The 26,303-nt window shown below is 67.8% G+C and carries 22 protein-coding genes; 10 read left to right on the top strand and 12 right to left on the bottom strand.

Annotation, left to right across the window (positions count from 1 at the left end; translation table 11 throughout):
• Window positions 1–188 precede the first annotated feature (188 nt).
• From AC5RUP_RS01010 to AC5RUP_RS00990, 5 genes are all read left to right on the top strand, one after another.
• Window positions 189–2,111, top strand: coding sequence for an Hsp70 family protein (locus AC5RUP_RS01010; RefSeq protein ID WP_494132383.1), 1,923 nt, complete (start codon window positions 189–191; stop codon window positions 2,109–2,111).
• Window positions 2,108–4,687, top strand: coding sequence for a LuxR C-terminal-related transcriptional regulator (locus AC5RUP_RS01005; RefSeq protein ID WP_494158219.1), 2,580 nt, complete (start codon window positions 2,108–2,110; stop codon window positions 4,685–4,687). Before AC5RUP_RS01010 ends, AC5RUP_RS01005 begins: the two co-directional genes overlap by 4 nt.
• Window positions 4,688–4,898: 211 nt before the next feature.
• Window positions 4,899–6,098, top strand: coding sequence for an IniB N-terminal domain-containing protein (locus AC5RUP_RS01000; RefSeq protein WP_494153971.1), 1,200 nt, complete (start codon window positions 4,899–4,901; stop codon window positions 6,096–6,098).
• Between the two features lie 112 nt (window positions 6,099–6,210).
• Window positions 6,211–8,040: a dynamin family protein gene (locus tag AC5RUP_RS00995; RefSeq protein ID WP_494153970.1), complete on the top strand. Its 1,830-nt coding sequence runs from the start codon at window positions 6,211–6,213 to the stop codon at window positions 8,038–8,040.
• Window positions 8,037–9,614, top strand: a complete 1,578-nt coding sequence (locus AC5RUP_RS00990; RefSeq protein ID WP_494153969.1) for a dynamin family protein — start codon at window positions 8,037–8,039, stop codon at window positions 9,612–9,614. Before AC5RUP_RS00995 ends, AC5RUP_RS00990 begins: the two co-directional genes overlap by 4 nt.
• Here the strand turns inward: AC5RUP_RS00990 and AC5RUP_RS00985 are convergent.
• From AC5RUP_RS00985 to AC5RUP_RS00965, 5 genes are all read right to left on the bottom strand, one after another.
• The gene (locus tag AC5RUP_RS00985; protein ID WP_494158218.1) at window positions 9,519–10,046 is read right to left on the bottom strand and encodes a hypothetical protein; all 528 of its coding nucleotides are present in this window, start codon (window positions 10,044–10,046) and stop codon (window positions 9,519–9,521) included. The genes AC5RUP_RS00990 and AC5RUP_RS00985 overlap by 96 nt on opposite strands.
• A gap of 222 nt (window positions 10,047–10,268) precedes the next feature.
• Complete coding sequence (locus tag AC5RUP_RS00980) at window positions 10,269–12,152, bottom strand: APC family permease (RefSeq protein WP_494153967.1); 1,884 nt, start codon at window positions 12,150–12,152, stop codon at window positions 10,269–10,271.
• A 299-nt stretch (window positions 12,153–12,451) separates the two neighbouring features.
• On the bottom strand, window positions 12,452–13,201 hold the full coding sequence (locus AC5RUP_RS00975; RefSeq protein ID WP_494065090.1) for a ZIP family metal transporter: 750 nt from the start codon (window positions 13,199–13,201) through the stop codon (window positions 12,452–12,454).
• Window positions 13,202–13,331: 130 nt separating this feature from the next.
• Entirely contained in the window at window positions 13,332–13,967 is a 636-nt protein-coding gene (locus AC5RUP_RS00970; protein ID WP_494065089.1) for a uracil-DNA glycosylase family protein, read from the bottom strand.
• Window positions 13,968–14,179: 212 nt separating this feature from the next.
• Complete coding sequence (locus AC5RUP_RS00965) at window positions 14,180–15,754, bottom strand: molybdopterin-dependent oxidoreductase (RefSeq protein ID WP_494158217.1); 1,575 nt, start codon at window positions 15,752–15,754, stop codon at window positions 14,180–14,182.
• Window positions 15,755–16,011: 257 nt separating this feature from the next.
• Here AC5RUP_RS00965 and AC5RUP_RS00960 point away from each other — a divergent pair, with 257 nt between their 5' ends.
• Entirely contained in the window at window positions 16,012–16,554 is a 543-nt protein-coding gene (locus AC5RUP_RS00960) for a YceI family protein (RefSeq protein ID WP_494065087.1), read from the top strand.
• Window positions 16,555–16,609: 55 nt separating this feature from the next.
• Here AC5RUP_RS00960 and AC5RUP_RS00955 read toward each other — a convergent pair whose 3' ends face one another.
• Window positions 16,610–17,266 carry a maleylpyruvate isomerase family mycothiol-dependent enzyme gene (locus AC5RUP_RS00955; RefSeq protein WP_494153959.1) on the bottom strand — a complete coding sequence of 219 codons (657 nt, stop codon included), beginning with the start codon at window positions 17,264–17,266 and terminating at the stop codon, window positions 16,610–16,612.
• A 125-nt stretch (window positions 17,267–17,391) separates the two neighbouring features.
• Between AC5RUP_RS00955 and AC5RUP_RS00950 the strand changes: the two genes are divergently transcribed.
• Both AC5RUP_RS00950 and AC5RUP_RS00945 read left to right on the top strand, forming a co-directional pair.
• Window positions 17,392–18,009 carry a maleylpyruvate isomerase family mycothiol-dependent enzyme gene (locus AC5RUP_RS00950; RefSeq protein ID WP_494153960.1) on the top strand — a complete coding sequence of 206 codons (618 nt, stop codon included), beginning with the start codon at window positions 17,392–17,394 and terminating at the stop codon, window positions 18,007–18,009.
• Between the two features lie 88 nt (window positions 18,010–18,097).
• A complete protein-coding gene (locus AC5RUP_RS00945; RefSeq protein ID WP_494153961.1) occupies window positions 18,098–19,045 on the top strand; it encodes a D-2-hydroxyacid dehydrogenase family protein in 948 nt (315 codons plus the stop codon).
• 67 nt (window positions 19,046–19,112) lie between these two features.
• On the opposite strand, the gene AC5RUP_RS00940 is transcribed toward AC5RUP_RS00945, so the two are convergent.
• Window positions 19,113–20,324, bottom strand: a complete 1,212-nt coding sequence (locus AC5RUP_RS00940; protein ID WP_494065083.1) for an ROK family protein — start codon at window positions 20,322–20,324, stop codon at window positions 19,113–19,115.
• A gap of 83 nt (window positions 20,325–20,407) precedes the next feature.
• On the opposite strand from AC5RUP_RS00940, the gene gap reads away from it, so the two are divergent.
• Complete coding sequence (gene gap, locus AC5RUP_RS00935) at window positions 20,408–21,427, top strand: type I glyceraldehyde-3-phosphate dehydrogenase (protein WP_494153962.1); 1,020 nt, start codon at window positions 20,408–20,410, stop codon at window positions 21,425–21,427.
• 137 nt (window positions 21,428–21,564) lie between these two features.
• On the opposite strand, the gene AC5RUP_RS00930 is transcribed toward gap, so the two are convergent.
• The 5 genes from AC5RUP_RS00930 to hpaH form a co-directional block, all read right to left on the bottom strand.
• Window positions 21,565–22,317, bottom strand: coding sequence for an ArsR/SmtB family transcription factor (locus AC5RUP_RS00930; RefSeq protein ID WP_494153963.1), 753 nt, complete (start codon window positions 22,315–22,317; stop codon window positions 21,565–21,567).
• Between the two features lie 45 nt (window positions 22,318–22,362).
• Window positions 22,363–23,430: an alcohol dehydrogenase catalytic domain-containing protein gene (locus tag AC5RUP_RS00925; RefSeq protein WP_494153964.1), complete on the bottom strand. Its 1,068-nt coding sequence runs from the start codon at window positions 23,428–23,430 to the stop codon at window positions 22,363–22,365.
• Window positions 23,431–23,508: 78 nt separating this feature from the next.
• Window positions 23,509–23,721, bottom strand: coding sequence for a hypervirulence associated TUDOR domain-containing protein (locus tag AC5RUP_RS00920; RefSeq protein ID WP_494092153.1), 213 nt, complete (start codon window positions 23,719–23,721; stop codon window positions 23,509–23,511).
• 130 nt (window positions 23,722–23,851) lie between these two features.
• Window positions 23,852–24,670 (bottom strand): HpcH/HpaI aldolase family protein, encoded by an 819-nt coding sequence (locus AC5RUP_RS00915; RefSeq protein WP_494153965.1) that lies wholly within the window; start codon window positions 24,668–24,670, stop codon window positions 23,852–23,854.
• On the bottom strand, window positions 24,655–25,440 hold the full coding sequence (hpaH, locus tag AC5RUP_RS00910; protein WP_494013742.1) for a 2-oxo-hept-4-ene-1,7-dioate hydratase: 786 nt from the start codon (window positions 25,438–25,440) through the stop codon (window positions 24,655–24,657). The genes AC5RUP_RS00915 and hpaH overlap by 16 nt, the downstream gene beginning before the upstream one ends.
• A 241-nt stretch (window positions 25,441–25,681) precedes the next feature.
• On the opposite strand from hpaH, the gene AC5RUP_RS00905 reads away from it, so the two are divergent.
• Window positions 25,682–26,296, top strand: coding sequence for a flavodoxin family protein (locus AC5RUP_RS00905; RefSeq protein ID WP_494065077.1), 615 nt, complete (start codon window positions 25,682–25,684; stop codon window positions 26,294–26,296).
• Window positions 26,297–26,303: the final 7 nt, after the last annotated feature.

Genomic DNA, 26,303 nt, shown 5'->3' with positions numbered 1-26,303 from the left:
TAGGGGGAAGCAGAGCATGACTCTGGAGACAGTATAAAGAAGCGGTGGGGGACGTTCCTTGCTGGACGTACCTGAGGGGATTCATGGCTTATGTACTGAGTGTCGATGTCGGCACAAGTTTCACGGCAGCAGCGACAGCGCGATACGGGAGCGGAGACCGAAAGCCTCAGCAGCCGCAGGCTGTCCACTTGGGTTCACGTGCGGCGGCCGTGCCGTCGGTGATCTATGTAGGTGAAGACGGCGCAGTCCTGGTCGGCGAGGCGGCCGAACGGCGGGGCACGACGTCCCCTGACCGGGTGGTTCGAGAATTCAAGCGGCGGATCGGCGACCCGGTGCCGATGATGGTCGGAGACCTGTTCGTCGCACCTGAGGACATTTTCGCCGCCGTCGTCCGGTGGGTGGTAGACCGCGCCCGGGAACGTGAAGGCGAAGCTCCGGAAGCCGTATTGGTGTCGCATCCGGCCAGCTGGGGTGACTACAAGACCGGACTGATCCGCGACGCCCTGGCCGGCGTCGGGCTCACCGACGTCATGTTGTTGAGCGAGCCGGAAGCAGCCGCGCTCCATTACGCCTCCCAGAACCGCGTGGGCACGGGGAGCCTGGTCGCCGTCTATGACTTCGGCGGCGGTACCTTCGACGCGGCAGTCCTGCACAAGGGTGACGCAGCCTCATTCACGCTGCTGGGCAAACCGGAAGGCCTGGAGCGGGTGGGCGGAGCTGACGTCGACGACATCGTCTTCGCGCACGTCGTCGCCAGCCTGGACGGCGGACTGAGCGCGGTGGACCCCGCCTCGACACAAGCACGCGTGGCGCTGGACCGTATCCGGCGGGAATGCGTCGAAGCCAAAGAAGCACTTTCGGCCGATTCCGAGGCAACAATCCCTGTGTTGCTGCCGGAGCTGCAGACAGGCGTCCGCCTGGTGCGGTCCGAGTTTGAGGGCATGATCGAGGAGCTGGTGCGGGACACGCTCCGCTCCCTGCGCCGGGCCCTCGACGCAGCGCAAGTGGACGCCGAGGACCTCACCGCGGTCCTCTTAACCGGCGGCTCGTCCCGCATCCCCTTGGTGGCCCAATTGCTGTCCGCCGAACTGAACCGTCCCCTCGCCGTGGATGCGGACCCGAAGGCCGCCATCAGCCTGGGGGCCGCGTACTTCGCGGCCCGAAACAGGCTCGCGCTGCCCCCCGAACACGCTGCGGAGCCGGAGCCCCAGCCGGTGCCGGAAGCCGTCGCCGCCGAAGGCCGCGCCTTTCCGCAACCACACTTCCACGCCCACGCCGCGTCCGCGGTGGAAGCCGCCGGCACCTCGCGGAAACCCGTGCTGGCGATGCGCGCCGCTGCCGTAACAGTGGCGGTCGCGGCCCTCACGGCGTTGACGGCAACCGCCGCCCAAAGCCCTCACGAATTCGGCCTGTTCGGCTCCCAACCGGGCGTTGCCCAAGGCAGCACCGCGGAACGGAACGGCTACGTACCCGGGGGAGCTCCGGAGGGAAGCGCAGGGGCCGGGCCGGCCAATTCCGTGATGGCGGCTGAACCGGCACAGCCTGGCATGAGCCCCGTGGTTTTCTGGGAAAACCCAGCCGCAACGTCCTCCGGCGCAGCGGCTCCGAGCCCGGGAGGCTCACCGGGCTATGGCGGCACCGCCGGCTTCGCGCAGGACCAGGCGACCTACGCGCAGGACAAGGCGACGACGACGCCGAACGGCCAACCATCGACGCGCCCAGGCGGCGTGTCTACGCCGGCCGGCGATTCCGGGCAGCGGCCGGGATCGAACCCGGACAACGGCACCAACACTCCTGCTCCGGGACCCACGGGAACCCCCGGGCCGCCCGCGACACCACAGCCAGGCACGACTCCCCAACCTCCCGCCCCCGAGCCGGAACCGAGTGTTCCAACTGTGCCGACAACGGCACCGGAGCCGGATCCGGTGCCGTCTCCGGCCCCCGACCCCGCGCCGGAACCTGCCCCGGAGCCCGCGCCCGAGCCCTCATCAACACCGTCAGAGACGGTGGTCGTCGATCCTCCGCCGACCGCGCCGGCCTGGGTGGACCCGACGCAGCCGCCGGCACCGTCGGGTGACCCCACCGATGCGCCCGCTCCGGGGCCGGCATGACAGGTGCGACACCGGCGCAGCCGGCGGCACGCCGTTTGGTGAACCGGGATGCCGCGCAACTGCTGACGGAAGCCGCGGCGGAACCCACGTCGCGCTTACTGGCTACCGTGTCCGGCCCGGGAGGATCGGGCAAGAGCCTGCTGCTGGAAAACCTGGCGGCGGCCTATGAGGAAGCAGGAGTCCCCGTCAGCTCGGGCAGGCAAGCGCTGGGGCAAGACCCTGTGGACGAAGGCACCACGGTACTGATCGACGACGCCCACCAGCTGGACGACGCCGAACTTGAGCGCGTCCATCGGTTGGCCGACGAGCAGAACGTGAATCTTGTGGTCGCGTACCGGTCGTGGCCGAAGTTGCCGGCGCTGCAGCGGCTGACGGCGGTGTTGGAGGCGCACCGGCGGCCGGTCTTGTTGGGGACTTGGACGCGTCAGGACATCGCCCGCCATGCAGCGGCTGCCCGCCCGGACCGGCTTCCTGCTCCCGTCATTGACCAGGTCTTCCGGCTGACAAGCGGCCTGCCCTGGCTGGTTCAGCATGTGTTGGAAGCAATCGACGACGCCCGCCCCATACCATCAGATCCGGTGAAGTTCGGCGGGTTGGTCAACCATGTGGGCCACGAGCTCGAACGGCTGGAACCCAACCTTCGGGAGCTGCTGCTGGCCCTGGCCGTCGGTTTCGATCCAGCCGGGCCGCTGCCTTCCGGACTGCGGGAGCTGCCTGGCGGCATCGGGCCCCTGATGTCGCAGGCAACGGCCGCAGGGTTGGTGCTGCCCGAGGGAAACCTTGCTCCCCTCATGCGCAACGTCCTGCTTCACGTCACCCCGCAGCACCACGTCCGGGCCACCCAGCGGGCCCTGGCCGACTGTTTAGCCAACAACACCGCACCGGCGCCCGTTGACGTGGCCCGTGGACTGGTTCGGGGCGGACTCCAGGATCCACGCGTGGTCCGCGTCCTCGAAGACGCCGGCGACGGCGTCCTGGCTTCCGAGCCCCGGGTGGCCGCGACACTGTACGACGAAGCGGCGGCAGCCGGCGCCGACGAAGCGGCAACGGCGGCGCGCCGGGCCCAGGCGGCCCTGGCCTCCGGAGACCTCGAAACAGCCGGCCGCATCCTTGACCGGCTCCTGGCCCGGCCGGAGGCACCGGACAGGCTCCGCGGAGCGGACGTGGCGGCGTCGCTGTGGGCGCAGCGTGGCATGCTGGCGCGCAGCGCCCAGGTCTACCGGTGGCTCGGATCACCCGCAACGGAGGCATCCAGGGCTCTGGCCGCCGTCGTCATGATCGGTACGGGTGACCCCGACGAGGCTCGAAGCCTGCTTGCCGGCAACCATGCCGACAACTCGCCAACCCTGACAAACGTGGCCGTCTCGTTGATGGGACAAGGCATCGCCGCGTCCATCGGCGAGCACCCCGAGCAGGCGCTGCCGGCCCTGGTGCGGGCTTCCGACATGCTCACGGCCTCCGGCGCCGCCATTCCGCTGCCGGACAGCCCGGCCGCCCTCGCGGCCTTGGTGGCCCTGCACAGCGGTGAGCTCCCCGTAGCGGCAGCCGTCCTCGACGACGCACTGCGCGGACGCCAGGGAGGCCCGGCGGCCCGGTTGAGGCTGCTGCTCCTGCGGGCCTGGGTCTCCATGCTGCAGGACCACCCGGACAGCGCCGGGGCTGCCATCGCAGAGGCGACCGCCAGCGGAATCCGTCCCACCCCGCGCGACGAATTGTTGCTGGACGCCCTGCAAGTCGGGCTGGCGCGGCGAACCGATGACACCGCCGCCTTGGTACGCGCCTGGGACCGGGCGAGGGGCCGGCTGCTGCACGTCGCCGTCGATCTCTACAGCCTTTTGCCGCTGGGCGAACTGGCGGTAGCCGCTGCCCGCCTGCGTGATTCCGCGAGGCTGCAGCCGCATTTGACGGAGGCGTGGGCGCTGCTGGGGAGGTTGGGCGAACCGGCGCTGTGGTCTACCTCGCTGCATTGGTATGCGGTCCAGGCAGCGCTTTTGGCGGACAGCCCCAGCGAGCTCGCCCCGCATGCCTCGGCGCTGGTGCGGGCCTCGGGGACGTACCGACTGGCGGGCGTGCTCGCGGCGGCCGGCCGGGCGTGGGTGACGGTGCTGGCCGGCAGGATCGATCCGAAGCTGGTGGAGGAGTCCGCCCGCGCGCTCGCATCCGTCGGCCTCACCTGGGACGGGGCGCGCCTCGCGGGGCATGCGGCAGCGCACGCGGACGAGCGCAAGGACATGAGCCGCCTCCTGGCTTGCGCCAGGGACCTTCATCCCGGCACGCGCGGGACCATGGACGCGCCGTCCGAGGTCACTGGCGCCGAGCACGGCGGGCAGGCAGCGGTCCCCACCGGAGCAGCACAGGGACAAGAAAGCGCCGTCTTGAGCGAGCGGGAGCGCGAAGTCGCCCGGTTGGTGCTGGAGGGCAAGACGTACCGGGAGATCGGGGCCGCGATTTTTATTTCGCCGCGTACCGCCGAGCACCACATAGCGCGTATCCGCCGGAGGCTGGGGGCTTCGAACCGCGCCGAGCTGCTGACCCAGTTGCGGCTTGCGCTCGGCGAAGACGGTTCCCCGCAGTAGTTCCGCGGACTTCCGGGCTTGGGACCCCTCCCTACCTAGTCCCCGGCTACCGCGATCCCCCTGGAGGGGGCGGGCGGCGGGGGAGGAAGCCCCGATGCGGGCGACAGCAGCCCGGCCGTAGCTTTGAATCAAGCCAAGCAATTCAGCTCGGCGGGCCACCATCCATAGTTTTTGGCCAGATCCAGTAGGAATAAGAATGGGGATTCACATAATGCCTACGCTCGCAAGCTCTCTTCTCGAATTCATCATGAATCTGCTCCGTGATCCGCGGGCAGCCGCCGAATTCCAGGCAGACCCGGATGCCGCCCTCGCCGAGGCCGGTTTGGGCGACGTGTGCTCCGATGATGTGGACGCCATCATGCCGGTCATCCTCGACTACGCTCCCGTGGATGCCAGCTCGTCCTTCGACCGCGAGTACAACACCGGCGGCAACCACTCCGGCGGCGACACCGGCGACTGGTCCAGCGACAACTCCGGCAACAATGGCGGTGGCTGGGGCGGCGGCCACGGTGGCGGGGGCCACGGCGGAGGCGGCCACGGTCACGACGGCGGCCACGGGGGCGGCGGCCATGACGACGATGACCACGGTCACGGCGGCGGCAGGGGCAACGATCATGATGACCACGCCCACGCTGTGCAGCAACTGACGCACATCGTGAACAACTACTCGTACACCTCTACGATCGACGATCGGGACACCATCACGGACCAGTCCGTCAACCAGAACATCTGGGCCGACGGCGACGTCAACCAGTGGTTCGACAACGACGCCGTGATCGCCTCGGGCGACGACTCTGTTGCGGCCGGCGGCGACGCCACCCTGGATAACTCGACGGATAACTCCGAGGATCACTCGACAGATAACTCAACCACGGTGACCACCGGTGACATCGAGGGCGACGTGACCGTCGGGGATACCGACATCTCCGTCGAGGACTCCTTCAACGTTGAGGATTCCTTCAACGAGGACTCCTACAACGAGGACTCCTACAATGAGGACTCCTACAACACGGATGTTGATGTGGACGTCGAGGTGGAAGACTCGTTCAACGACAACTCCGACAACTCGACGGATAACTCGACCGACAACTCCACTAACGTGGAAATCGAGGACTCGTACAACGGCAACACCACTGAGATCGAGGTCGAGGATTCCTTCAACGAGGACAACTCCACCAACACCGACATCAACGTGGAGGACTCCTTCAACAAGGAGGTCGAGATCGAGGACTCGTACAACGAGGTCGAGGTCGAGGATTCGTTCAACGACAACTCCACGAACACGGACGTGCAGGTGGATGCGGACATCGACGCCGAGTTCACAGACAACTCCGTCAACGATTCCGTCATCGTCGCGGACAACGAAGTGGAAATCGAAGACAGCGTTGTTGCCGAAGAGGTGGACTTCTAACCGATCCGATAACTGAATCACGACAGTTCAGCTGTCCAGCAGGAGGCCGGGGGACCTCCTGCTGGACAGTGTCACGGTCCGGCCGCGCGGCCGGAAATCAAAAGGGGATACGGTGGTCGAGCTCGTCAAGCTGGTGGATCAAGGCCTGGAATTGGCCAAGAAAGGTGAGCGCGCAGACTTGCAGCGGCGCCTGGAGCAGACCCGCAAGCGATTGCAGGATCCGACCACCCGGGTGATCGTCGTCGGCGAATTCAAGCAGGGCAAAAGCCAGCTCATCAACGCGCTGGTCAATGCTCCGGTTTGTCCCATCGACGACGACGTCGCCACCTCGGTGCCGACGGTGGTAAAGCACGGGGAGCCTGCCTCGGCCGTGATCCTGGTGCCGAAGGAACGCACCGGTTCCAGCGACGGGGATGTTGAACTGGAGCGTCGACCGGTCGCCTTGGACGAGCTCGCCGAGCACGTCTCGGAACGGGGGAATCCGGGCAACGAGCGCCGGCTGGCAGCCGCGGAAGTCTCTCTGCCCCGGAAGGTCCTGCACGGCGGACTCGCCCTGGTGGACTCGCCGGGCGTCGGGGGATTGGACTCGGCCCATACCCTCACCACGCTGACAGCATTGCCGACGGCGGACGCGGTGCTGTTGGTCTCGGACGCATCCCAGGAGTTCACCGAACCGGAGATCCGGTTCCTGCGGCAGGCGCAACGGATTTGCCCCAACGTCGCCGGCGTCCTGTCCAAGACAGATATGTACCCGCAATGGCGCCGCGTGGCCGAACTGGACAGGGGCCATTTGAAGCGGATCGGCGCAGACATGCCGCTGATTCCGATCTCCTCGGAACTGCGCCTCCGGGCGGCCGAAACGCGCGACGGCGAACTGAACGCCGAATCGGGATTTCCGGAGCTGGTAGCCTACCTCCGGCAGAAGATCCTGGGCCAGACCGAGCGGCTCCAGAGGCGGTCCGTGGCGCAGGACCTGGTGTCCGCCATGGACCATCTGCGGCTGTCGCTGAAGGCGGAACTGAGCGCGCTGGAGAATCCGGACGGCACCCCGCAGATGCTGGCCGGGCTGGAAACGGCCAAGGAACGCGCCGACGAGCTCCGCCGTCGTTCTTCCCGCTGGCAGGTCACGCTCAATGACGGCATGAGCGATCTCATCGCCGATATGGAATACGACTTGCGAGACCGGCTGCGCAGCATCTTGCGGGACGCCGAGCAATCCATCGATGCCGGGGATCCCGGTCCGCAGTGGGAGCAGTTTGTGCACTGGCTGGAACAGCGGGTGGCCGCGGCCGTGTCCGACACCTTCGTGTGGACGAACGAACGGTCGCTGTGGCTGGCGGAAAAGGTCGCCGAGCACTTCAACCAGGACGACGTGACCCTGCCGTTGCTGCAGGTCGATTCCACGGAAAACGTGCTCGACCCGGTCGAGGGGATCCCGGACCTGGATGCCGGCCGCCTGGGACCGGTCCAGAAAATACTGATCGGCATGCGCGGTTCGTACGGCGGTGTGTTGATGTTCGGCCTCCTCACCGGGATCGTGGGCATGGCGCTGATCAACCCGATCTCGGTCGGTGCCGGACTGCTGCTGGGGGGCAAGGCCTACCGCGAAGACAAGGAGGCCCGGTTGAAGCGCCGCCAATCGGAGGCCAAGGCCTTGGTCCGGAAACAAGTCGATGAGGTCGTGTTCCAAGTGGGCAAGCAGCTCAAGGACCGGCTCAGGATCGTCCAGCGGGCCACCCGCGACCACTTCACCGAACTGGCCGAAGAGCACCACCGCTCGCTGGCGGATTCGGTACTGGCGGCACAGAAGGCGGCAAGCCGGTTCCACCAGGAACGCGACCTGCGGATCAGGGAGCTCAAGGCGTCCCTCGCACTCGTGGAGTCGCTGCGAAAGCAGGCATTGGCGCTGGACGCTGCCCCGCACTTGGCTGGACAGGCATGAATACCGCGGCAGCCGGAGCTGATGTCGAAGCGGCGCGCGGGCTGGTCCGGGAAGCGATTGAAGCCTACCGCGACGAACCGGCCGTGCGTCGGGTGTTGGAGGAGTATGCGCGCCGGCTCGACGAGCCGCTGCGGATCGCCATCGCGGGCATGGTCAAAGCGGGCAAGTCGACACTGCTCAACGCCATTATCGGTGAAGAGATTGCGCCGACCGACACGGGAGAGTGCACCCGGGTGGTCACCTGGTATCGCTTTGGCGACACTCCACGGATCACCCTGCACCCGCGTTCTGGAGCGCCTCGGGACTTACCGACCAAGCGCGCCGACGGCCGGTTGGTGTTCGAGCTAGGCGGGATCCAGGCAGAGGACGTCGACAGGCTCGTGGTGGACTGGCCGTCCCGAACCTTGCGGGACCTGACTTTGATCGACACGCCTGGCATTGCCTCGCTCTCCCGGGACGTGTCGGCCCGCTCCACCGATTTCCTGACGCCGGCCGACGCACCCTCGGAGGCCGACGCGATCATCTACCTGCTGCGGCACCTGCACGCGTCCGACCTGGGTTTTTTGGAGTCCTTCCGTGATACCGCGGCCGGCCAGAGCGGCACCGTCAACGCGCTGGCGGTACTGTCCCGTGCGGACGAGGTTGGGTCCGGCCGGATCGACGCCATGCTCTCCGCCCGGGACATCGCGGCACGGTACCGCCGTGACGGCGCGCTGCGTTCACTGGCCCTCGGGGTAGTGCCGATCGCCGGCCTGCTGGCCCAGTCGGCGCGCAGCCTGCGGCAGGCGGAATACGCCGTCCTCGCCGAGCTGGCTGCCTTGGACAGGCGGGAACGGGAGATGCTCCTGCTGTCCGCCGACCGCTTCGTCCGCCCGGGAGGTCCGCTGTCCGCCACGCCGGAAGCGCGGGCCAAGTTGCTGGACAGGTTCGGGCTCTTCGGGCTCCGGCTGGCAGCCGCGCTGCTCCGTGGAGGCATCTCGGAGCCGACCGCGCTGGCCCACGAACTGGCCCGCCGCAGCGGGCTGGACGAATTGCTGGCCGTGATGACCGGGCAGTTCCAAGCCCGGGCCGGACAGCTGAAGGCCCGGACGGCCCTGATCGGCGTCGAAAAGCTGCTGAACGACCATCCCCGCCCGGGCGCCGCCGGAGTCGCGGCCGGCTTGGAACGGCTGCTCGCCAGCGCCCACGCCTTCCGTGAACTGCGTCTGCTGGCGGCCGCCCGCACCACCGGGCTGCCGCTGGAGTCGGAGTTGGCCGCCGAAGCTGAACGGCTGATCGGCGGCGAAGGCGTTTCGGCACCCGAACGCCTGGGACTGCCTCGTGACGCACCGGGCGAGGTCCTGCGGGAGCACGCCGTGGCGTGCCTGAGACGCTGGCACGCCGTAGCCGGCGATCCGCTGCGTGGCCGGGCCGTCGCCGAGGTTTGCCAGACCGTCATTCGCAGCTGCGAGGAGCTGTTGGCAGGTATGCAGCCTGCTTCAGGCGGGAGGCCTGCCTCGTCGCCCCTGGTGCTCGGCACGGAACCATTGGTTGGCCGCGCGCAGGACGCTGGCGATTACCGCCGCGCCGGCTAGCACCAGCTGCAGAACGAGCATGATCCTGATGCCTAATTCCTGATCGCCGGGTGCGGCCAGGAATTCGTCGGCCAACAGGGTCACCGCCCCGTGGACGAACAGCATGGCGAGCAGCACGAAGCGCACCTTGCCGTGCCGGCGCAGGAGGGCCCGCAGCAGCACGGCCTCGATCAGAATGACGAGCGCCAGCAGGCCCAGGGTTCCCCAGAAAACCACCACCGCGAGGGCTTCCACGGTCTCCTCGTCCGCGCCCTGCTCCAAGCCGTTGATGAGCCCGCGCAGGTGCTTGAGGATCTCGTCCTGGGCAAAGTACGCAAAGATCCCCGCAATCAGTCCCGAAACAAAACTGAGGATCCACAAGACGCGGACCCTCTTGACAGCAGGCGGCGGCACCAAGGTCCCGATGATCGGAGGCGGCGTGAGGTCGGACATCTGCGGACGCGGCGGCGCTGGACGTTCCGGTTCGCCGGACATTCCCCCGGTTCCCTGAGCTCCAGGCACTCCCATCCCTGGTTCCTGAGACATGCAAGTAATCTAGCCGCCACCCAAAGCGACCGCAATGCTCGTGCCCGGGCGTGACCGCCCTCCGGCCGCCGTGCGCCCAACGACGGCGGCGTGCTGCGTCGCGTCGATGAGAGGTTGCTTCCGCCGCCGCTATCCGCCTACATGAATCCCGGGCCGGCGGGCAGGGTCAGGCTCATTCTGCCTGATGATTTCGCGCACTACGGGAGCCGTGTCTCCCTCTCCCAGGAGCAGATAGCGGAACAGGTGGCCGAGCGGATTGCCTTCAGACCATTCGAAATAGGCATGGGGACGCACACCCGTTGCGTCCCGCACGGCCAGGAGGATGGCGGCAATAGCATTAGGGGCCGCGGGGCTTTCCGCACGAAGCACCCGGTAGCCGCCGACGTCGATGCCACGGACGCGAAGCACCTTGGCGAAGGCTGAGGGGTCCACGATGTCGACTTCGAGGAACAGGACGTCGGCTGTCCCCGGGACCGGATTCATGTGCCGCTGCGCGTCTTCCTTGGCACTGTAATCGTCGTGATTGCCGGGGCGGCGCTTGGCGATGATGTTCAGCGAGCCGTCGTTGTCCAAGGAATCGCTGATGAACCGCCGGGCAGCGTGGTCGAATTCGATACGCTCGGCGCGGAGTTCTATGGTGCGGGCGACGCGGGAGACGAGCGAGACGCCGACCATGCCGAGGATGAACAGCCCACAGATGCCGATGCCGTCGGGTTTTTCCAGGACGTTGGCCAGCAGTGCGTAGAGCAGCACCAGGCTGAGGGCGCTGTACCCGGCAGCGGTGCGACGTTTGTGGCGGCGTGCAGTCGTGAAGGCGACAGCGACGGCCGCTGACACCATCATGGCCAGGATGCCTGTGGCGTAGGCTCCGGCCTGGGCATTGACATCCGCCCCGAAACCCACGGTGAGCAGGATGCTGACCCCGGTGTAGACCAGGACGACGGGCCGGATCGCGCTGGTCCATTCGGGGGCCATCCCGAAGCGCGGCAGGTAGCGCGGGACGATGTTGATCAGACCGGCCATCGCCGAGGCTCCCGCGAACCACAGGATCAGGACCGTTGCCGCGTCATAGATCGTGCCGAACCCCTCGCCGAACAGTGCGTGCGCGAGATAGGAGAGGGCCCGGCCATCCGCGGGGCCGCCCGCGACGTAGGCCTCGGGCGGGATGAGGACGGCCGTCACGAAGCTGCTGCCCATCAGGAAACCGCTCATGACAGCCGCAGCACACGTCAGCATCTTCCGGGTATTGCGGACCCGCGAGGCGAGGCGTTGTGCGGGAGTGTGCCCCTCGGACGCCACGAGCGGCATCATGCTCACGCCCGTCTCGAACCCAGACAGGCCCAGGATCAGCAGAGGAAATGCCAGCAGCAGGGACAAGGCCAGGTTGCCCGGGCCGGGGCTGGCAGCGGCCATGGCCTGCGCCCAGTCGCTGATGCGGCCGGGGTCCTGCGCGATGAGCGACAGGCCGGCCATGATGACGGCCGAATTCAGTATCAAAAACGCGGTCACCAGGGGCACGGCAATGGCTACAGCTTCGCCGAATCCGATCAGGAAAATGCCCCCGAGGACCAACAGCAGCACGACGGTGACGGGGACCGGGTGGCCCTGCAAGAAGCCGGGAACGTAAGGATTCTCGAGCAAATGCACTGTTGCATCGGCGGCCGAGAGTGTGATGGTGATAATCCACGATGTGGCAACGAAACCGAGCAGGACGAGGATGACAACCTTCCCCTTCCAAAACGGCAGGAGCCGGTTGAGCATGGCCACCGAGCCTTCGCCGTGTGGGCTCTCCGCCGCCACGCGCCGGTAGAGCGGGAGCATGCCCAGCAAGGTGAGCCCCACAATGAGCAGCGTTGCCAGCGGCGACAGCGGTCCCGCAGCGATCAGGGCAATTCCGGGCAGATAGGAAAGCGTGGAGAAGTAGTCAACGCCTGTCAGGCACACGACTTTCCACCAGGGATGGGGCGTCCCGCGCGCTGCGCTTTCGCGGCCCACCGGCGGAACTTTGTCCATCAACAGCCAGCGGCTAAGCGCGCGGCGGAGCGGCGGCGGGGGAGCCGGCCTCGGGACAACAGCCGGGACCGTATGTTCGAGCGACCAGCGCACCGATTTTCTCCTGTCGCCCCGGCCGGGCGGGCCCCGTTGCCCGGGGCCCTGTCGTGGGGCGCTTCCACAGTATAGATCCGTCATTGATCGGGAACGAGCGAATTTTGTCGATTCCGCATCCGGTTCCCCGCAATGACCGGCCTGCTGATGATCACCGTCATTGGGCCGGGTTGTAGCGTGGCCGGGGGATCGCCGCAGTGGACGGGTTAAAGCGCGTCGAGGCTCAGGGCCGTCACGAACCCGAGCGCTGCCGTGAGGCCGGTGAGGATGTGATGCTCTTCGAAGGCCTCAGGGATCATGGTGTCGGCGACCATGGCCAGGATGGCGCCCGCCGCCAGCGCGTTGATGAACGCCACGAGCTCCTCCGGTGCGTCTTGCAGCGCAAGGTAACCGACCAAGGCGCTGGCTCCGGAGAGCACGGCGATGGTGCCCCACACGCCGAAAACATAGCCCGCGCCCCGCCCGGCCTTCTTCATGCCGGCGCTGCTGGAGAGCCCTTCGGGGATGTTGGAAATAAACACAGCTCCCAACATTGCGGGGCTGACTGTTCCCCCGGCGACGAGGCCGAGGCCCAGCACGAGGGATTCAGGAATACCGTCCAGCAGGGCCCCGGCGGCGATCGCCAGGCCGCTGCCCGGGGTATCTCCCTCGGCGGGCTGCTGATTGCCGGACCGTTTGCGGTGCTTGGCCCCTTTTCCGGCCAGCACGGCGTTCGTCGCCACGAAGAGGCAGGCGCCGACGAGGAAACCCCCGATGGTCGCGCCGATCCCGCCGGTCGTTACCGCTTCGTCGACCAGTTCGAAGGCAAGTGCCGAAATAAGGACGCCGGCGCCGAAGGCCATGACAGTCGAGACAACCTTGACTGGAATGGCCCATTTCCAAGCGACGGCACATCCGAGCACCAGCGCGGCACCGCCCATCGCCCCTACGGAAAACGCGGTCATCCACAACGGCATGGCTGTTCCTCCCGTCCAGGCTCAGGCTAGCCGTGGTGAGGCGCAGCCGCCATGGCGGGAGAGGGGTTGTTTCGCCAGACGGGAGGGCTGGATGCCCGGACCGGCGGTGCCGGCCAGCCGGGTCGCAGTGCTACTTGGCGGGCCGGCCCAGCCCGGTGCGCGCCATGGCGTCGGCATAGGCTTCGTGCATCGCGTCCAGCCATTCCTGCTGGCGGGTCGGCGAACCCGCGAACGCCCGGCCGCTGAGCGCCCGAACCTTGTACGTCTTGAAGCCGCGCCGCCAAAGCAGCGGGTTCTCGGTCTTCAGCAGCAGGCCGGCCAGCCGCTGGGCTTCGGTTCCGTGTGCCACGAGCACGGAGGCCCGCGGCACCAGCGTCAGCATCTTCAGCAGCGGCTTGAGGCCGGCGTTGATCTGGTCGGGGGTGAGCTTGCCGTTGGCCTCGCCCGGGGTGAACCACGGATGCACGTTCCACGGCATCACATATTGGGGCCGCAGGCCGAGCTGCCACTGCAGCCCGAGCATCCGCGTCGTTGCCTCCTGGTCCCCCGGCCAGATGAAACCCGTGTCAGAGGCGTGCCCGATGTTCGAGTAGAGCGACACGATCCGGCATTCATCGGCGTCGTGGATTGGATCCACGTAAGAGACCTCGGTACCCGGCTTCAGGTCCCGCAGTTCGTCGCAGAGACGATTAATGTCGGCGACGCCTGAGTCGTACCTGCGGTCCATGAGGTCCTTGTGCTGATCGGATACTGCCGGGCTGGTCATCGGGGTGCGGGTCTCCTGGAGGGAAGGGAAGGTGAACGGTAGGAAATCGGTGCGCCGGGAACGACGGCGGTGCCGCCTTGGGAACGGGCAGCCGCCTGCGGCAACGGGAGGCGGGGTATTGAGCATAGCAACCGAAGCTGGGCGCCTCCTGCAGACCGGTGGCGGAATCCCGGGCTTCAGGCGCGAGCCCTGTGACGAAGATGACCCGGCGGTTAATCAACGGTGAATTCAACGCTGTGCCAGCCGGTGGCGCCATCCGGAGCAGGCGGCGCCGCGGCCTCCGTCTGCAGCGTTCCGTCCGCCTCCCAGGCGCGCACCCGGAGCCGGTGCGGGCCGGCCGGCACGTCGTCCTGCACAAAGTACCACTGGCGCCAGGTGTCCACGGAAGCCTCCGCCGCCAGTTGGGCGTCCACCCAGTCGCCGTCGTCCAACTGCACCTGTACTTTTGACAGACCCCGGTGCTGGGCCCAGGCCGTTCCCCCAACGGCCAGGGGGCGGCCGGCCGCCAGTCGGGCTCCGGGCCGAGGCACCTCGATTCTCGAGGCCGTCTTGATCGGACCGCGGTCCGACCAGCCGCGCGTGGTCCAGTAGGCGGCCTTGTCCGCAAACCGCGTGAGCTCCAGGTCGACCACCCACTTGGTCGCGGACACGTAGCCGTAAAGCCCCGGCACCACCATCCGCACGGGGAAACCGTGCTGCAGCGGCAGGGGCTCCCCGTTCATGCCGATCGCGAGCAGCGCGTCCCTCCCGTCGGTCAGCACTTCCAAGGGGGTCGAAGCGGTGAAGCCGTCGACGCTGGTGGACAGGACCATGTCCGCCTCCGGCAGCGGGCGTGCACGCGCCAGCAAGTCGCGCAGCGGATACCCCAGCCAGCGGGCGTTGCCGGCCAGGTCCCCGCCCACCTGATTCGAAACGCACGTCAGCGTGGTGTAGCTCTCCACGAGTTTGGCCTCCAGCAACTCCTGGAAGTTGATGCTGAACTCTTCCTCAACGAGTCCGTGGACGCGCAGCTGCCATTGCCCCGGATCTACCGACGGGACGATCAGCGCAGTGTCGATGCGATAGAACTCCTCGTTGGGGGTCACGAAGGGAACCACTCCGTCCACCGGCGACTGCACGTCCTCCGGCAATGGCCCGGCCGGCCGCGCGGGGGCCGGCAGCCCCAGTGCCTGGCGCACCTGCCGTGCGGTGTTCCGCGCCGCCGAAGCGGCGCCGGCCGCGATCCCCATGACGACGGCGACACCCGCCACCGCCGCGGCGTTCGCCAGGAAGCGGCGGCGGTCCGGAACTTCCGGCATGACGGCCGCGTCGCCCACGGACAAGGCCGTGGGCCGGGGCAGGAGACTGATCAGCCGGCGCAGGCAGAGCAGGCCCGCCGCGGTTCCCAGCGCCGTCGGAATGGCATCGGCCGGCACGGCCCCGGCGCGGGTGAGCACGCAGGCCGCCATGCCCGCCGCGAGCAACACCACCGCCAGCGCGCCGGCGGTCCAGCGCCGGGCCGCGAGCAGGCCGGCCGCGGCGGCGATCAGCACCGCAACGATCGCCATGGCGATGAACAGCACCAGTTTGTCCGCCGTCCCGAAAGTGGAAATGGCGAATTCGGTCAGCCAGAACGGGGAGAGTTCCACGACGGCGGCGCCCACAGAGCCGAAGGGGGAGGCGGCCGGGCCGAAAAAAGCTGCCGCCAGTTCCGCTGTGGCAAAGAGCGCGGCCGCCGACGCGATGCCCGCCAGCATGGCCGGCGTCCACCCGGTCAGCGTGGCCTTAGTGGCTGGCGGTGCTGCCATGCCGTGTCCTTCGCTCGATGACGGGTTGGATGTCTCCGAAGGGATGGCTTCGTGCCCTGCTCCGATCATCTACCCGAAGCAGGGCGCAGGACAACCACCATGGCTGTTGGCAGGGCGGCGTCCCGCGCGGGGCGAAGCATCGTTGCCTGCCGTTCACCGGCCATTGGTTGACTCTTCAACTATCAGGTGTTACGGTAAATGCATAAGCATGGAGTTCACCCGGGCTTCACATCCTAACTTCAACCAGGAGGCACTTAATGGCCGTTCAGCTCACCCCAGGAACTTGGAACCTCGACCAGTCCCACACCGAGGTCGGCTTCGTCGTCCGCCACGCCGGCATCAGCAAGGTGCGCGGCCAGTTCACCGACGCGGATGCAACGCTCGTGGTCGGCGACAGCCTGGCCGCTTCCTCCGTCGAGGCCGTCGTGAAGACCGCCTCGTTCGACTCCAACGATGACAACCGCGACGCCCACGTCAAGGGCGAAGACTTCTTCAACGTAGAGCAGTACCCGGAGATGACCTTCAAGGCCACCAGCGTGGAAGGCACTCCGGAAGAGTTCCAGCTGGCCGGCGAGCTGACCATCAAGGACACCACCAAGCCCGTGGTCTTCGACGTCGAATTCGGCGGCATGGCGGTTGACCCCTTCGGCGCCACCCGTGCCGGCTTCTCTGCGACCACGCAGATCTCCCGCAAGGAATTCGGCATCACCTGGAACGCCGCACTGGAAGCCGGCGGCGTGCTGGTGGGCGACAAGGTCACCATCACGGTTGACTCGGCCTTCGTGCTGCCGGCCAACTAATTCACGCGACACACACAGGCAGGGTCCGGATCCGTTCCGGGCCCTGCCTGCTGCGTCAACGCCCGTCTTGGGCAGGCGCGCAGCGGGACCTCAGCGTGGCGACTCCCTCTCCCGCCAGGTCATCGCAGTACGTTGGGCGTCCGGCCATCGCCATGGTCAGTGCCAGCGTGGTCCCGCTGACCAGGGGGCCGGAGCCGAACCGGAAGGGGCCGTCGACCGCCTGGAAGCGCAAGCCCTTGGCGGTGCTTCTGCTGGGCACGGTAAAGTCCCGACCGGAAAAGAACTCCGCGACCGGGGTCACGACGTCGACAGCCGGGGTACGCTGCAGCCCGAGCGGGCGGCGGATGTCCTGGCCGTGGACAATAATCTCTCCGAGCCATGCGACGGTGTGCTTCGACGGTGCCTTCGTGTTCCCGATCACTGCCCGGAACCGGTTGAGTGTTTCGGCCGGAGTAGCACCTCGGTGTTCGTTCAACCGGCGCTGGTTGTGGAGATCAAAATCGAGGCGTGCACCCAGTACGCTGCCAAGCCAGCGAAGCCGGGCAATACTCGCGCCCGCCGTCAGGTGCGCGAGGACCTCTTCGATGACCCAGCGACCGCACAATGACTGCTTGGCCCATTGGTCGTCCTTCAACCCGCTCAGGTCGTCAGCGAGGGCCGCGCGTTCGGCATGGATAACGGCCCACAGGTCGTTCGCGCTCTTTGGCTGCATGCCCCCATTCAAACAGACAGCGGGCCCGCGGGCGGCTACGATCGACTCGGCGGACGGGGTTGAACGCGCTTCTGCATCAAGGAGCGAAGAGGGCAGCCAGACGCCCACGGTGAGCAAGGAGTCCGATGACCCAAATCTGGCCCGTGGTCCACGCCGAGCGTGCGATGCTGATTCGGCACCTGGAAGCGCTGTCGCGGGAGCAGTGGCGCACGCCGTCACTGTGCCGCGGCTGGGACGTGCACGACGTGCTGGCCCACCTGGTCAATGATGCGAAGACGACCCGGCTGACGTTCTTTCGCGACTTCCTGGCCGCGGGTTTCGATTTCGACCGTCTGAACGCCCGCGGGGTTGCAGCGGAGCGCGCAACGGAACCTGAAAATACGCTGCAGCGGTTCCGCGAGGTGAGCGGGCGCACCAGCGGTGCCCCGGCGCCGCTGCCTACCCGGCTCGTAGAGTCCTTCGTGCACGGGGAGGACATCCGGCGCCCGCTGGGTATCCGCCACGGCTATCCGGCCGCTCCTGTCGTCACCGCGCTGCGCCACCAGCTGGCCACCAGCATAAAGTTCGGCGGCGGCAAGGAACGGGCGCGGGGGCTGCGGCTCGTGGCGTCAGACGCCGGTGTCAGCCTGGGGACCGGAGGCGAAGTGCGCGGAACCGCCATCGCCCTGCTGCTGGCGGTGTCCGGGCGGCCCGTAGGCAAGGAGGAGCTGACCGGCCCCGGTGCTGCCACCCTGTCCAGGTAGCGGCACGCCATGGTTTCCGGCGGCAGCCCCGCCCGCCACTCCGGGGGCGCCGCGGTTTCCCCGGGTCGAGGGCGGATACGCTGGCATCGTGAAGATCGCCATCCTCGATGACTACCAGGACGTGGCACTGGGCAGTGCCCCGTGGGAGCAGCTGCCGGCGGGCATCGCCGTCGAGCGCTTCACGGACCATTGTGACGACGTCGGCGCACTCGCCGAACGCTTGAGAGGGGCGCAGGTGGTGGTCACCATGCGCGAGCGGACGCCCATCACCGCCGAGCTGATGGACCTGCTGCCCGGCCTGGAGCTGGTGACCACTACCGGCATGCACAACGCCTCGATCGACCTTGACGCCGCGCGCGCCCTCGGGGTGACCGTGTGCGGAACGCAGCGTGCGACGCAGGCTCCGGCCGAGCTGGCCTGGGCGCTGGTGATGGCCGTGGCCCGGGAAATCCCGCAGAACGACCGGGACGTGCGGGCCGGGATCTGGCAGGCCCGGATGGGGATCGACCTGGCCGGGTCCACCCTCGGGCTGCTGGGCCTGGGCAGGCTGGGGCAGCTGATGGCCCGCTACGCGCAGGCGTTCGGGATGGACGTGCTGGCGTGGAGCCCGCACCTGACCCGGGAACGCGCCGCCGGCCACGGGGCGGAGTGGGTGTCCAAGCAGGACCTGTTCCGGCGCTCGGACATCGTCAGCGTCCACCTGAGGCTGGCGGAGTCCACCCGCGGGATCGTCGGCGCCGCCGAGCTGGACCTCCTCGGTTCCGGCGGCCGGCTGGTCAACACCTCGCGCGGACCGCTCGTGGATGAGGACGCCTTGGTGGCTGCGCTCGCCGGACGGCGGATCGCCGGCGCCGCCCTCGACGTCTACGACGTGGAGCCGCTGCCACAGGACAGCCCGTTGCGCGGCGTGCCCAACCTGATCCTCAGCCCGCACGTCGGCTTCGTCACCGAGGAAGCCCACAGGCTGGGGTACACGCAGATGCTCGAGGACATCCTGGCTTACCTTCGCGGGGAGCCGGTTAACGTCCTCACCTGACCGGCAGCGGAACGCGGGAGGTCGCCGTTTCCGCCGGGCGTCCGGTGCGTTTCCGACGGGATGGCGCCTACCGTGCCGGCATCCCGGCCGGGACGAGTTCCATGGCATGCTCCTCCACGTAGTCCAGCGCCAGCCGCACGGCGCCCGTGGCCACTATCGCGTCGCCGAACCCGGAGACCGCCACCCGCGGCGGGGTCGCGGTCAGCCGGGGGAGTTCCCGGGTGATGGTGGGCAGCAGAGCCGACGCCGAGGCGGCCACCGCGCCGCCGATCACCACGAGCTCCGGGTTGAGGAAGGTGCCCAGTATCGCGACCACGCGGGCCATCCGCCGGCCGATCCGCTCCAGGATTTCCTGCGCCACCCCGTCTCCCCGAGCAGCGGCCTCGAAGACGAAGCGGGCCGACACGCGGGTAGTGCCCGGTCCCACCAGCTCGCGGATCAAGGTAGGCCTGCCGGACGCCAGGGCCTCGTTGCCCCAGTAGCGGGCCAGCCGCGCGATGCCGTCCTGGCTGCCCACCCCGTCCACCAGTTCCAGGGTGCCCACTTCGCCGGCGCCACCGTTGCAGCCGTGCAGCAGCCGGCCCGATTCGATCAGGCCGGTACCCAGCCGTTCGCCGGCCAGCATGACGGCCAAGTCGTCGACGCCTTTGCCGGCGCCGCTCCAGCGCTCCGCCAGAGCCGCCAGGTTCGCATCGTTCTCCAGCAGCACCGGCCAGCCGTAGCGGGCAAAGACCTCGGTCTGCAGGCCAATGTCGAAGTGCTCGGAGAGTTCGTGTCCGGGTGCCACGTTGCCGTGGCGATCGACGACGGTGGACACCCCGATGGCCGTGGCCAGCACCGATTCCGGCGGCAGCCCGGCCTCGGCCAGGGCGGCGGCCACTGCCCGCTTGATGGTGGAGCGGCGCGACTCCGCCGGCGCCGGCGGCTTCTCGAACCGCTCGGAGATACGGGCCAGCATCAGGCCGTTCAGGTCCGCCACCAGCACGGTGGCGGTGGCCATGCCGACGTCCAGTCCCAGCACACAGCCCGCCCCGGGGTTGAACTGGAACCGCCGCGCCGGCCTGCCCTTCGCTGTGCCGACCACGCGTTCGCCAGCCACCTCGCGGGCCCAGCCCCGGGCCACCAGGTCGTCGCAGACCGCGATGACCGTGGCACGTGTCAGCCCGGTGGCCTCGATCAGGTCGCTTCCGGTCACCGCGCCGTTCTCGCGCATCACCGACAGGACGGCTTTCAGATTGGTCAGCCGCAGGACCTGCGGAGTGGTGGCGGTGGTGCTCACATCGATCCCCTTGACCTTGTCCGGCAGTATCAGGATAATAATAATAGAACATAAATTTAGAGGCTAAATAAAAAGGAGTTCCCATGGCAGTACGGATTGGCATCAACGGTTTCGGGCGCATCGGCCGCAACTACTTCCGGGCGGCCATGGCGCAGGGCAAGATCGGTGCAGACCTGGAGATCGTGGCGATCAACGACCTCGGCTCGCCGGAAACCCTGGCGCACCTGCTCAAGTACGACTCCGTGGTCGGCCGGCTGGGCGCCGACGTCACGGTCGCCAACGGCGACCTGGTAGTCGACGGCCGGACCATCAAGGTGCTCGCGGAACGCGACCCCGGAAACCTCCCCTGGCGCGAGCTCGGCGTCGACATCGTGATCGAGTCCACCGGTCGCTTCACCAGCTCCGCGGACGCGGAGAAGCATCTGGTCGCCGGCGCCCGGAAGGTCCTGATTTCCGCTCCCGCGAAGGGCGATGTGCTCAGCGTGGTGATGGGCGTCAACGACGGCGAGTACGACGACGGCGCACACCACCTCATCTCCAACGCCTCCTGCACCACCAACTGCCTGGCACCGCTGGCGAAGGTGCTGCACGAGAACTTCGGGATCGAGCAGGGCCTGATGACCACCATCCACGCCTACACCGCGGACCAGAACCTGCAGGACGGGCCGCACCGCGACCTGCGCCGGGCCCGGGCCGCCGCGATCAACATGGTTCCCACCTCGACCGGGGCCGCCAAGGCGATCGGGCAGGTGCTGCCCGAGCTCAAGGGCCGGCTGGACGGCTTCGCCATCCGCGTGCCGGTGCCCACCGGTTCGGCCACGGACCTCACCGTCACGGTCGGCCGCGAGGTGACGGTCGAGGAAGTCAACGAGGCATTCAAGACGGCCGCCGCGGATCCCCGTCTGGCCGGCATCCTGACCTACACCGAGGACCCCATCGTCTCCTCGGACATCGTCACCGACCCGGCCTCGGCCATCTTCGACTCCGGCCTCACCAAGGTTATGGGCAACCAGGTCAAGGTCGTGGGCTGGTACGACAACGAATGGGGCTACTCCAACCGCCTGGTGGATCTGACCTCCCTGGTGGCCTCCAAGCTCTCCTGAGTCCGCAGGTCCAGGACCCGCCGTCCACCGACGCCTGCAGGCGCCCTCGCACAAGGGCGCCTGCTGTGCCGTTTCCGGGGTGTGCCGCGCCTGGCCTCGCCCCGCGCGGCAGCGCCAGGGTTTCGCCGGAGACGTGCTCAGGTGTACATCAGCGAGCCGGGCGTAGTGAGTTTCTCGCCGGTCTCCAGCCACGTCTTGAGGCCGGACAGGACCATCGGCCAGCCGCCGTACACCTGCTCGTTGGCCCCCTCGCGCAGCTGATCGTGCGTCACGGTGAGGCGGCAGGAATCCTCCACCTGTTCGATCTCCCACGTCACCCGGGACGTGCCTTCGGCCACGACGTCCTCGCCCCACAGCGCGCGCATGGTCTGGACCAGCCGGCGGGGCGGATCGACTTCCAGGTTCTCGCCTTCGCTCAGCGGCGCACCGGCCCGTGGGTTGGTCACCGCGTACCCGGAACCCGGCGTCCAGTCGGTCTCGATCCGGTTGCCGAACTGGTACTTGCTTCTGATCTCGCTGTCCGTGATGGCTTCCCAGAGTTGTTCCGGGGTGGTGCGGATGTAGATCTCGAAGATTTTTTCCATGGGACTTTCCAATCGGGATTTGAGGTCGCTGAGGGCAGCGGCCCATGGTTGTGCATACTTGCTCACCCAGCGGTCGTGGATGAGCCGAATGGGCACCGGATTCAGGAAGTGCAGTTTTTCGCGGCCGCGGCGGCGGGTGACTACCAGGCCGGCCTCTTCCAGTTGCTTCAGGTGCTTCATGACGCCGAAGCGCGTGATGCCGAAGCGCGCTTCGAGTGCGGTGAGCGTCTGCCCGTCCTCGCGGAACAGTTCGTCCAGCAGGCCGCGCCGGGTGGGATCCGCCAAGGCCTTGAACACGGCATCCATGCACCCATAATAGGTGACCATTCGGTCACATGTCGAGGCTTTTGTTCACCTGGCTGGATCGAGCACGGCTTTGACCAGTGGCCGTCCAGCTGCGTCAAGGTGGCCTTCCGCCGTGAGCCGCAGTGCTTCCACGGCCCGGCCCATCGGGTAGGTCGTGATGAGGCGCTCGCCCAAATTCGGAAGGGTGGCGAGGAAGGCCAGTGCCTGCTCCAAATCCGGCCGGGTGGAGATGAAGCTGTGCAGGACGGCAAGGTTCTTGCTGGTCCGGACCACGGGCGCCGGGGCGGTCCCGGTGGCATACATCGCCACCATGACCAGGCGGCCCAAGGGCCGCAGTTCCTGAACGGCACGTGCCAGATTGGTACCAGCACCGGTCGCTTCGATCCACACATCGTAGGTGTTGGGTTGCTGCTCGGTGGTGCTGCCCAAGCCAAGGCCTTGGGCCAACTCAACCCGAGCCGCGTGGCCGGGGCCTTCGCGGCCGATCATCGTCACCTCAGCGCCGTCGCGCTGTGCCATCAGTCCGGCGAGCAGGCCGATGCTGCGGGTGGTCGAGACTGCCACGCGCTCGCCGGGCTGGATGCGGGCGACAGTGGAGACCGCGCGCCAGGCGATGGACGCGGGCTCTGCTAGAACCGCGGTGGTGTCCGGAACCGACTCCGGCACGGGCACCAGGTTGCGCCACGGAACGAGCGCCCGTGAAGTGGCTTGGCCGTGCTGGGTTAGCCCCAGGCCGGAGCGCTCGGCGCAAAGATGCGGCTGGTCCGCCCGGCACGCCTCGCAGTGGCCGCAGCCCACGGTGGAAATGGGTACTACCCGGGTGTCCGGCGCGAGCCATTCGGGAACCAGCAGCCCCGTGCGGACCACCGTGCCGACCGACTCGTGTCCGAGCACCATGCCCAGCGGAACCGGCGCTGCTGCCTTGTCGGCACGGTAGACAATAACGTCCGAGCCGCACAGCCCGCAGAGGCTGACCCGCAGTTCCACCTCGTCCGCTGTCGGCGCCCGCAGCAGGTGGTCGATCAGCCCGACACCCCCGGGCGTGTGGGAAATCCGCGCCAGCGCCCGGACGGTCGGTTGCCGGCCGGAGAGATTGCTGGAGACAGTTGCCACGTCTCGTTTCCTCGAACTTCTGTGGAGTCTCAAACGTCGGTGGAGTCCAGGCCCTAGAGCCTTCGGCGGCGTCGCCGGTTAGCCCGCTTTGCGCAGCGCCGAGCCCTTGTGGACAGCCAAATTGTCCGTCTTGTCGCTCTGGACTTCGTACTGGGGCTCATCCTCGGAGCAGCGCCTCGTGCGGCCCAGGAATTCGAAGTCCTTGGTGTGGACCTTGGTGACCCTGCCGTGGATTTCGCCGGCCTCTGAATTCCAGCGCACTCTATCGCCAACCTTGAAAGAATCAGCCATGGTCAAGTCTTAGCATTTATAGCCGAAGGACGCTTCCCCAACCAGCAGTTGCTCCACCTCGCCGCGTAGGACGGCGGCGCTTCGGGTGGGCTGCGAACCCACCCAAGCACCGCCGTCGTTCTACGGAGGATCAGTAACTGGCGGGGCTTCCGGCCTCGCCGGCCCCGTCCGAGGGGATGTACTTGGCCGCCAGGGCTTCGGAGCCGCGGGCCAGCAGCGCCACGTCTGCCCCGACGCCGACAAAGTCGGCACCCCACTCCATGTAGCGGCGGGCGGAGGCTTCGGCGAAGGCGTTCACCCCGACGAACTTGCCGGCCGCCTGGGCCGCCTTCAGTGCCTTCTCCACGCCGGCGACGACGTCCGGGTGCTCCTGCTGGCCAATCACGCCCATCGAGGCAGCGAGGTCGGACGGTCCGATGAACACGCCGTCCACGCCGTCGACCGCGGCGATCTCGGCGGCGTTTTCCACCGCCTCGGCGGACTCGATCTGCACGATCAGCGTCAGCGTTTCCTCCGCGCGGGCGAGGTAATCGGGGATCCGGTTCCAGCGGGCCGAACGGGCCAGCGCGGAACCGACGCCGCGCACGCCGGCCGGCGGGTAGCGGGTGGCAGCTACGGCCGCGCGGGCCTGTTCGGCCGTGTGCACCATCGGAATGATCAGTGACTGCGCGCCCAGGTCCAGGTACTGCTTGATCAGCACGGTGTCGTTGACCGGCGGGCGGACCACGGGAATGCCGGGGTAGCCGCGCACTGCCTGCAACTGGGCCAGCACGGACTCCAGCCCGTTGGGGGAGTGCTCGGCGTCGATGAAGATCCAGTCGAATCCGGCCCCGGCGCAGAGCTCCGCCACCAGGGGCGAGCCGGAGCAGACCCAGATGCCGGCCAGCGGCCGGTCGGCGGCGGAGAGGGCGTCCTTGAAGGACGGGTCGGGTTCTACTCGAAACGGCATGTGATGGTTCCCAACTGCCCGTAGTCGGCGAAGACGGTGTCCCCCTTGTGGACCCACATGGGGCGGGTGAACGAGCCGGCGAGGATGGTTTCACCGGCCTTCAGGTGGTCGCCGTGCGGGGCAATCTTGTTGGCCAGCCAGTAGACGCCGGCGGCCGGGTGGTTGAGCACGCCCGCGGCTACGCCGGTCTCCTCCACGGTCTGGTTCTTGTACAGGATGGCGGAGATCCAGCGCAGGTCGACGTCCTGCGGGCGGACCGGGTTGCCGCCGATCACCATGGCGCCCATGGCGGCGTTGTCGGAGATGGTGTCCACGATAGTGCGGCCCTCCATCTCGATCCGCGAGTCCAGGATCTCGAGCGCGGGAACCACGTACTCGGTGGCGTTCAAAACGTCAAAAATGGTGGCGTTGGGGCCCTTGACATCGCGGTTGAGCACGAAGGCCAGTTCGACTTCGATGCGCGGGTGGGTGTACTGGTCCCACTTCACCGTGCAGCCGTTCTCCAGGATCATGTCGTCGAAGATGATCCCGTAGTCCGGTTCGCTGATGCCGGTGGCGTACTGCATCGCCTTGGACGTCAGGCCGATCTTCCGGCCCGCCAGCGTACGGCCGGCGGCCTCGCTGCGCTCGCGCCACAGGTTCTGCACCTTGTAGGAGTCTTCAATGGTCATCTCCGGGTAGCGGGCGGTCAGCCGTTTCACCGGCGTCCGGGTCCGGCCGGCCTCCACCAGCTCGTCGGCGATGGACTCGATCGTTGACGGGTCAAGCATCCTTGGCACCACTTCCTAGTTCTTCGCAGGCCGCAGCCGCCCGGGGCGGGCGTTCGGCGGTCCGCGGCGCCGCACGGGAAGGGCGCCAGCACCATCTTACGGCGGCGCCTGTCACCGCCCGGAAGTTGGTTACAAGGGGAGCGAACGGCGGCGGCCTGGATCGGGTTTTGGAAGATCGTCGACGGCCGGTGGCGTGGCCGGCGGACTGTCCATTAACTGCCCGAAGCCGCAGAATGGCGCCATGGAGGATACAAAACTTAACGCACTGGCACTGGTCTGCACCCTGACACCGTCGCCTAAGCCGTCGAGCAGCGAACTGCTGGCCCGGCAGGTGATCACGCAATTATCGGCACACGGCGTCACGTGTGACCTCTTGCGGGTCGTGGACCACGACGTCAAACCCGGAGTGCAGACCGACATGGGCAACGGCGACGCCTGGCCATCCATCCGCGCCAAAGTCCTGGCCGCCGACATCCTGGTGCTGGCGACGCCGATTTGGCTCGGCCACGCCGCGAGCCAGGCGCAACTCGTGCTCGAACGCCTGGACGCGGAGCTGTCCGAAACCGATGAGCAGGGCCGGCCCAGCATGTTCAACAAGGTCGCGCTGGTGGCCGTCGTCGGCAATGAGGACGGCGCCCATCACGTGACCGCGGAGCTGTACCAGGGCCTGGGCGATATCGGGTTCAGCCTGCCGGCGCAGGGGTCCACGTATTGGGTGGGGGAGGCGATGCACGGTACCGACTTCCAGGATCTGCCGGAAACCCCGGACGTGACCGTGGCGACGACGGCGACGGCGGCGCGCAACGCCGTTCATCTGGCCCGGCTGCTGCGCCGCGAACCGTATCCGGCCGGGTAGGCGGGCG

It is taken from the genome of Arthrobacter sp. Y3223151 (assembly GCF_059091125.1).
The sequence above is the reverse complement of the archived record's forward strand: the minus strand, read 5'-3'. Positions and strand labels throughout refer to the sequence as shown.

Bases quoted from the DNA above. Each gene is read 5' to 3' on its own strand.
- AC5RUP_RS01000 (WP_494153971.1), top strand. From the start codon at position 4,899: ATGCCTACGCTCGCAAGCTCTCTTCTCGAATTCATCATGAATCTGCTC.
- AC5RUP_RS00980 (WP_494153967.1), bottom strand. From the start codon at position 12,152: ATGGACAAAGTTCCGCCGGTGGGCCGCGAAAGCGCAGCGCGCGGGACG.
- AC5RUP_RS00930 (WP_494153963.1), bottom strand. From the start codon at position 22,317: ATGGATGCCGTGTTCAAGGCCTTGGCGGATCCCACCCGGCGCGGCCTG.
- AC5RUP_RS00960 (WP_494065087.1), top strand. From the start codon at position 16,012: ATGGCCGTTCAGCTCACCCCAGGAACTTGGAACCTCGACCAGTCCCAC.
- AC5RUP_RS00915 (WP_494153965.1), bottom strand. From the start codon at position 24,670: ATGCCGTTTCGAGTAGAACCCGACCCGTCCTTCAAGGACGCCCTCTCC.
- AC5RUP_RS00970 (WP_494065089.1), bottom strand. From the start codon at position 13,967: ATGACCAGCCCGGCAGTATCCGATCAGCACAAGGACCTCATGGACCGC.
- AC5RUP_RS00990 (WP_494153969.1), top strand. From the start codon at position 8,037: ATGAATACCGCGGCAGCCGGAGCTGATGTCGAAGCGGCGCGCGGGCTG.
- AC5RUP_RS00920 (WP_494092153.1), bottom strand. From the start codon at position 23,721: ATGGCTGATTCTTTCAAGGTTGGCGATAGAGTGCGCTGGAATTCAGAG.
- AC5RUP_RS00955 (WP_494153959.1), bottom strand. From the start codon at position 17,266: ATGCAGCCAAAGAGCGCGAACGACCTGTGGGCCGTTATCCATGCCGAA.
- AC5RUP_RS01005 (WP_494158219.1), top strand. From the start codon at position 2,108: ATGACAGGTGCGACACCGGCGCAGCCGGCGGCACGCCGTTTGGTGAAC.
- AC5RUP_RS00950 (WP_494153960.1), top strand. From the start codon at position 17,392: ATGACCCAAATCTGGCCCGTGGTCCACGCCGAGCGTGCGATGCTGATT.
- AC5RUP_RS00975 (WP_494065090.1), bottom strand. From the start codon at position 13,201: ATGCCGTTGTGGATGACCGCGTTTTCCGTAGGGGCGATGGGCGGTGCC.
- AC5RUP_RS00985 (WP_494158218.1), bottom strand. From the start codon at position 10,046: ATGTCCGACCTCACGCCGCCTCCGATCATCGGGACCTTGGTGCCGCCG.
- gap (WP_494153962.1), top strand. From the start codon at position 20,408: ATGGCAGTACGGATTGGCATCAACGGTTTCGGGCGCATCGGCCGCAAC.
- AC5RUP_RS00905 (WP_494065077.1), top strand. From the start codon at position 25,682: ATGGAGGATACAAAACTTAACGCACTGGCACTGGTCTGCACCCTGACA.
- AC5RUP_RS00965 (WP_494158217.1), bottom strand. From the start codon at position 15,754: ATGGCAGCACCGCCAGCCACTAAGGCCACGCTGACCGGGTGGACGCCG.
- hpaH (WP_494013742.1), bottom strand. From the start codon at position 25,440: ATGCTTGACCCGTCAACGATCGAGTCCATCGCCGACGAGCTGGTGGAG.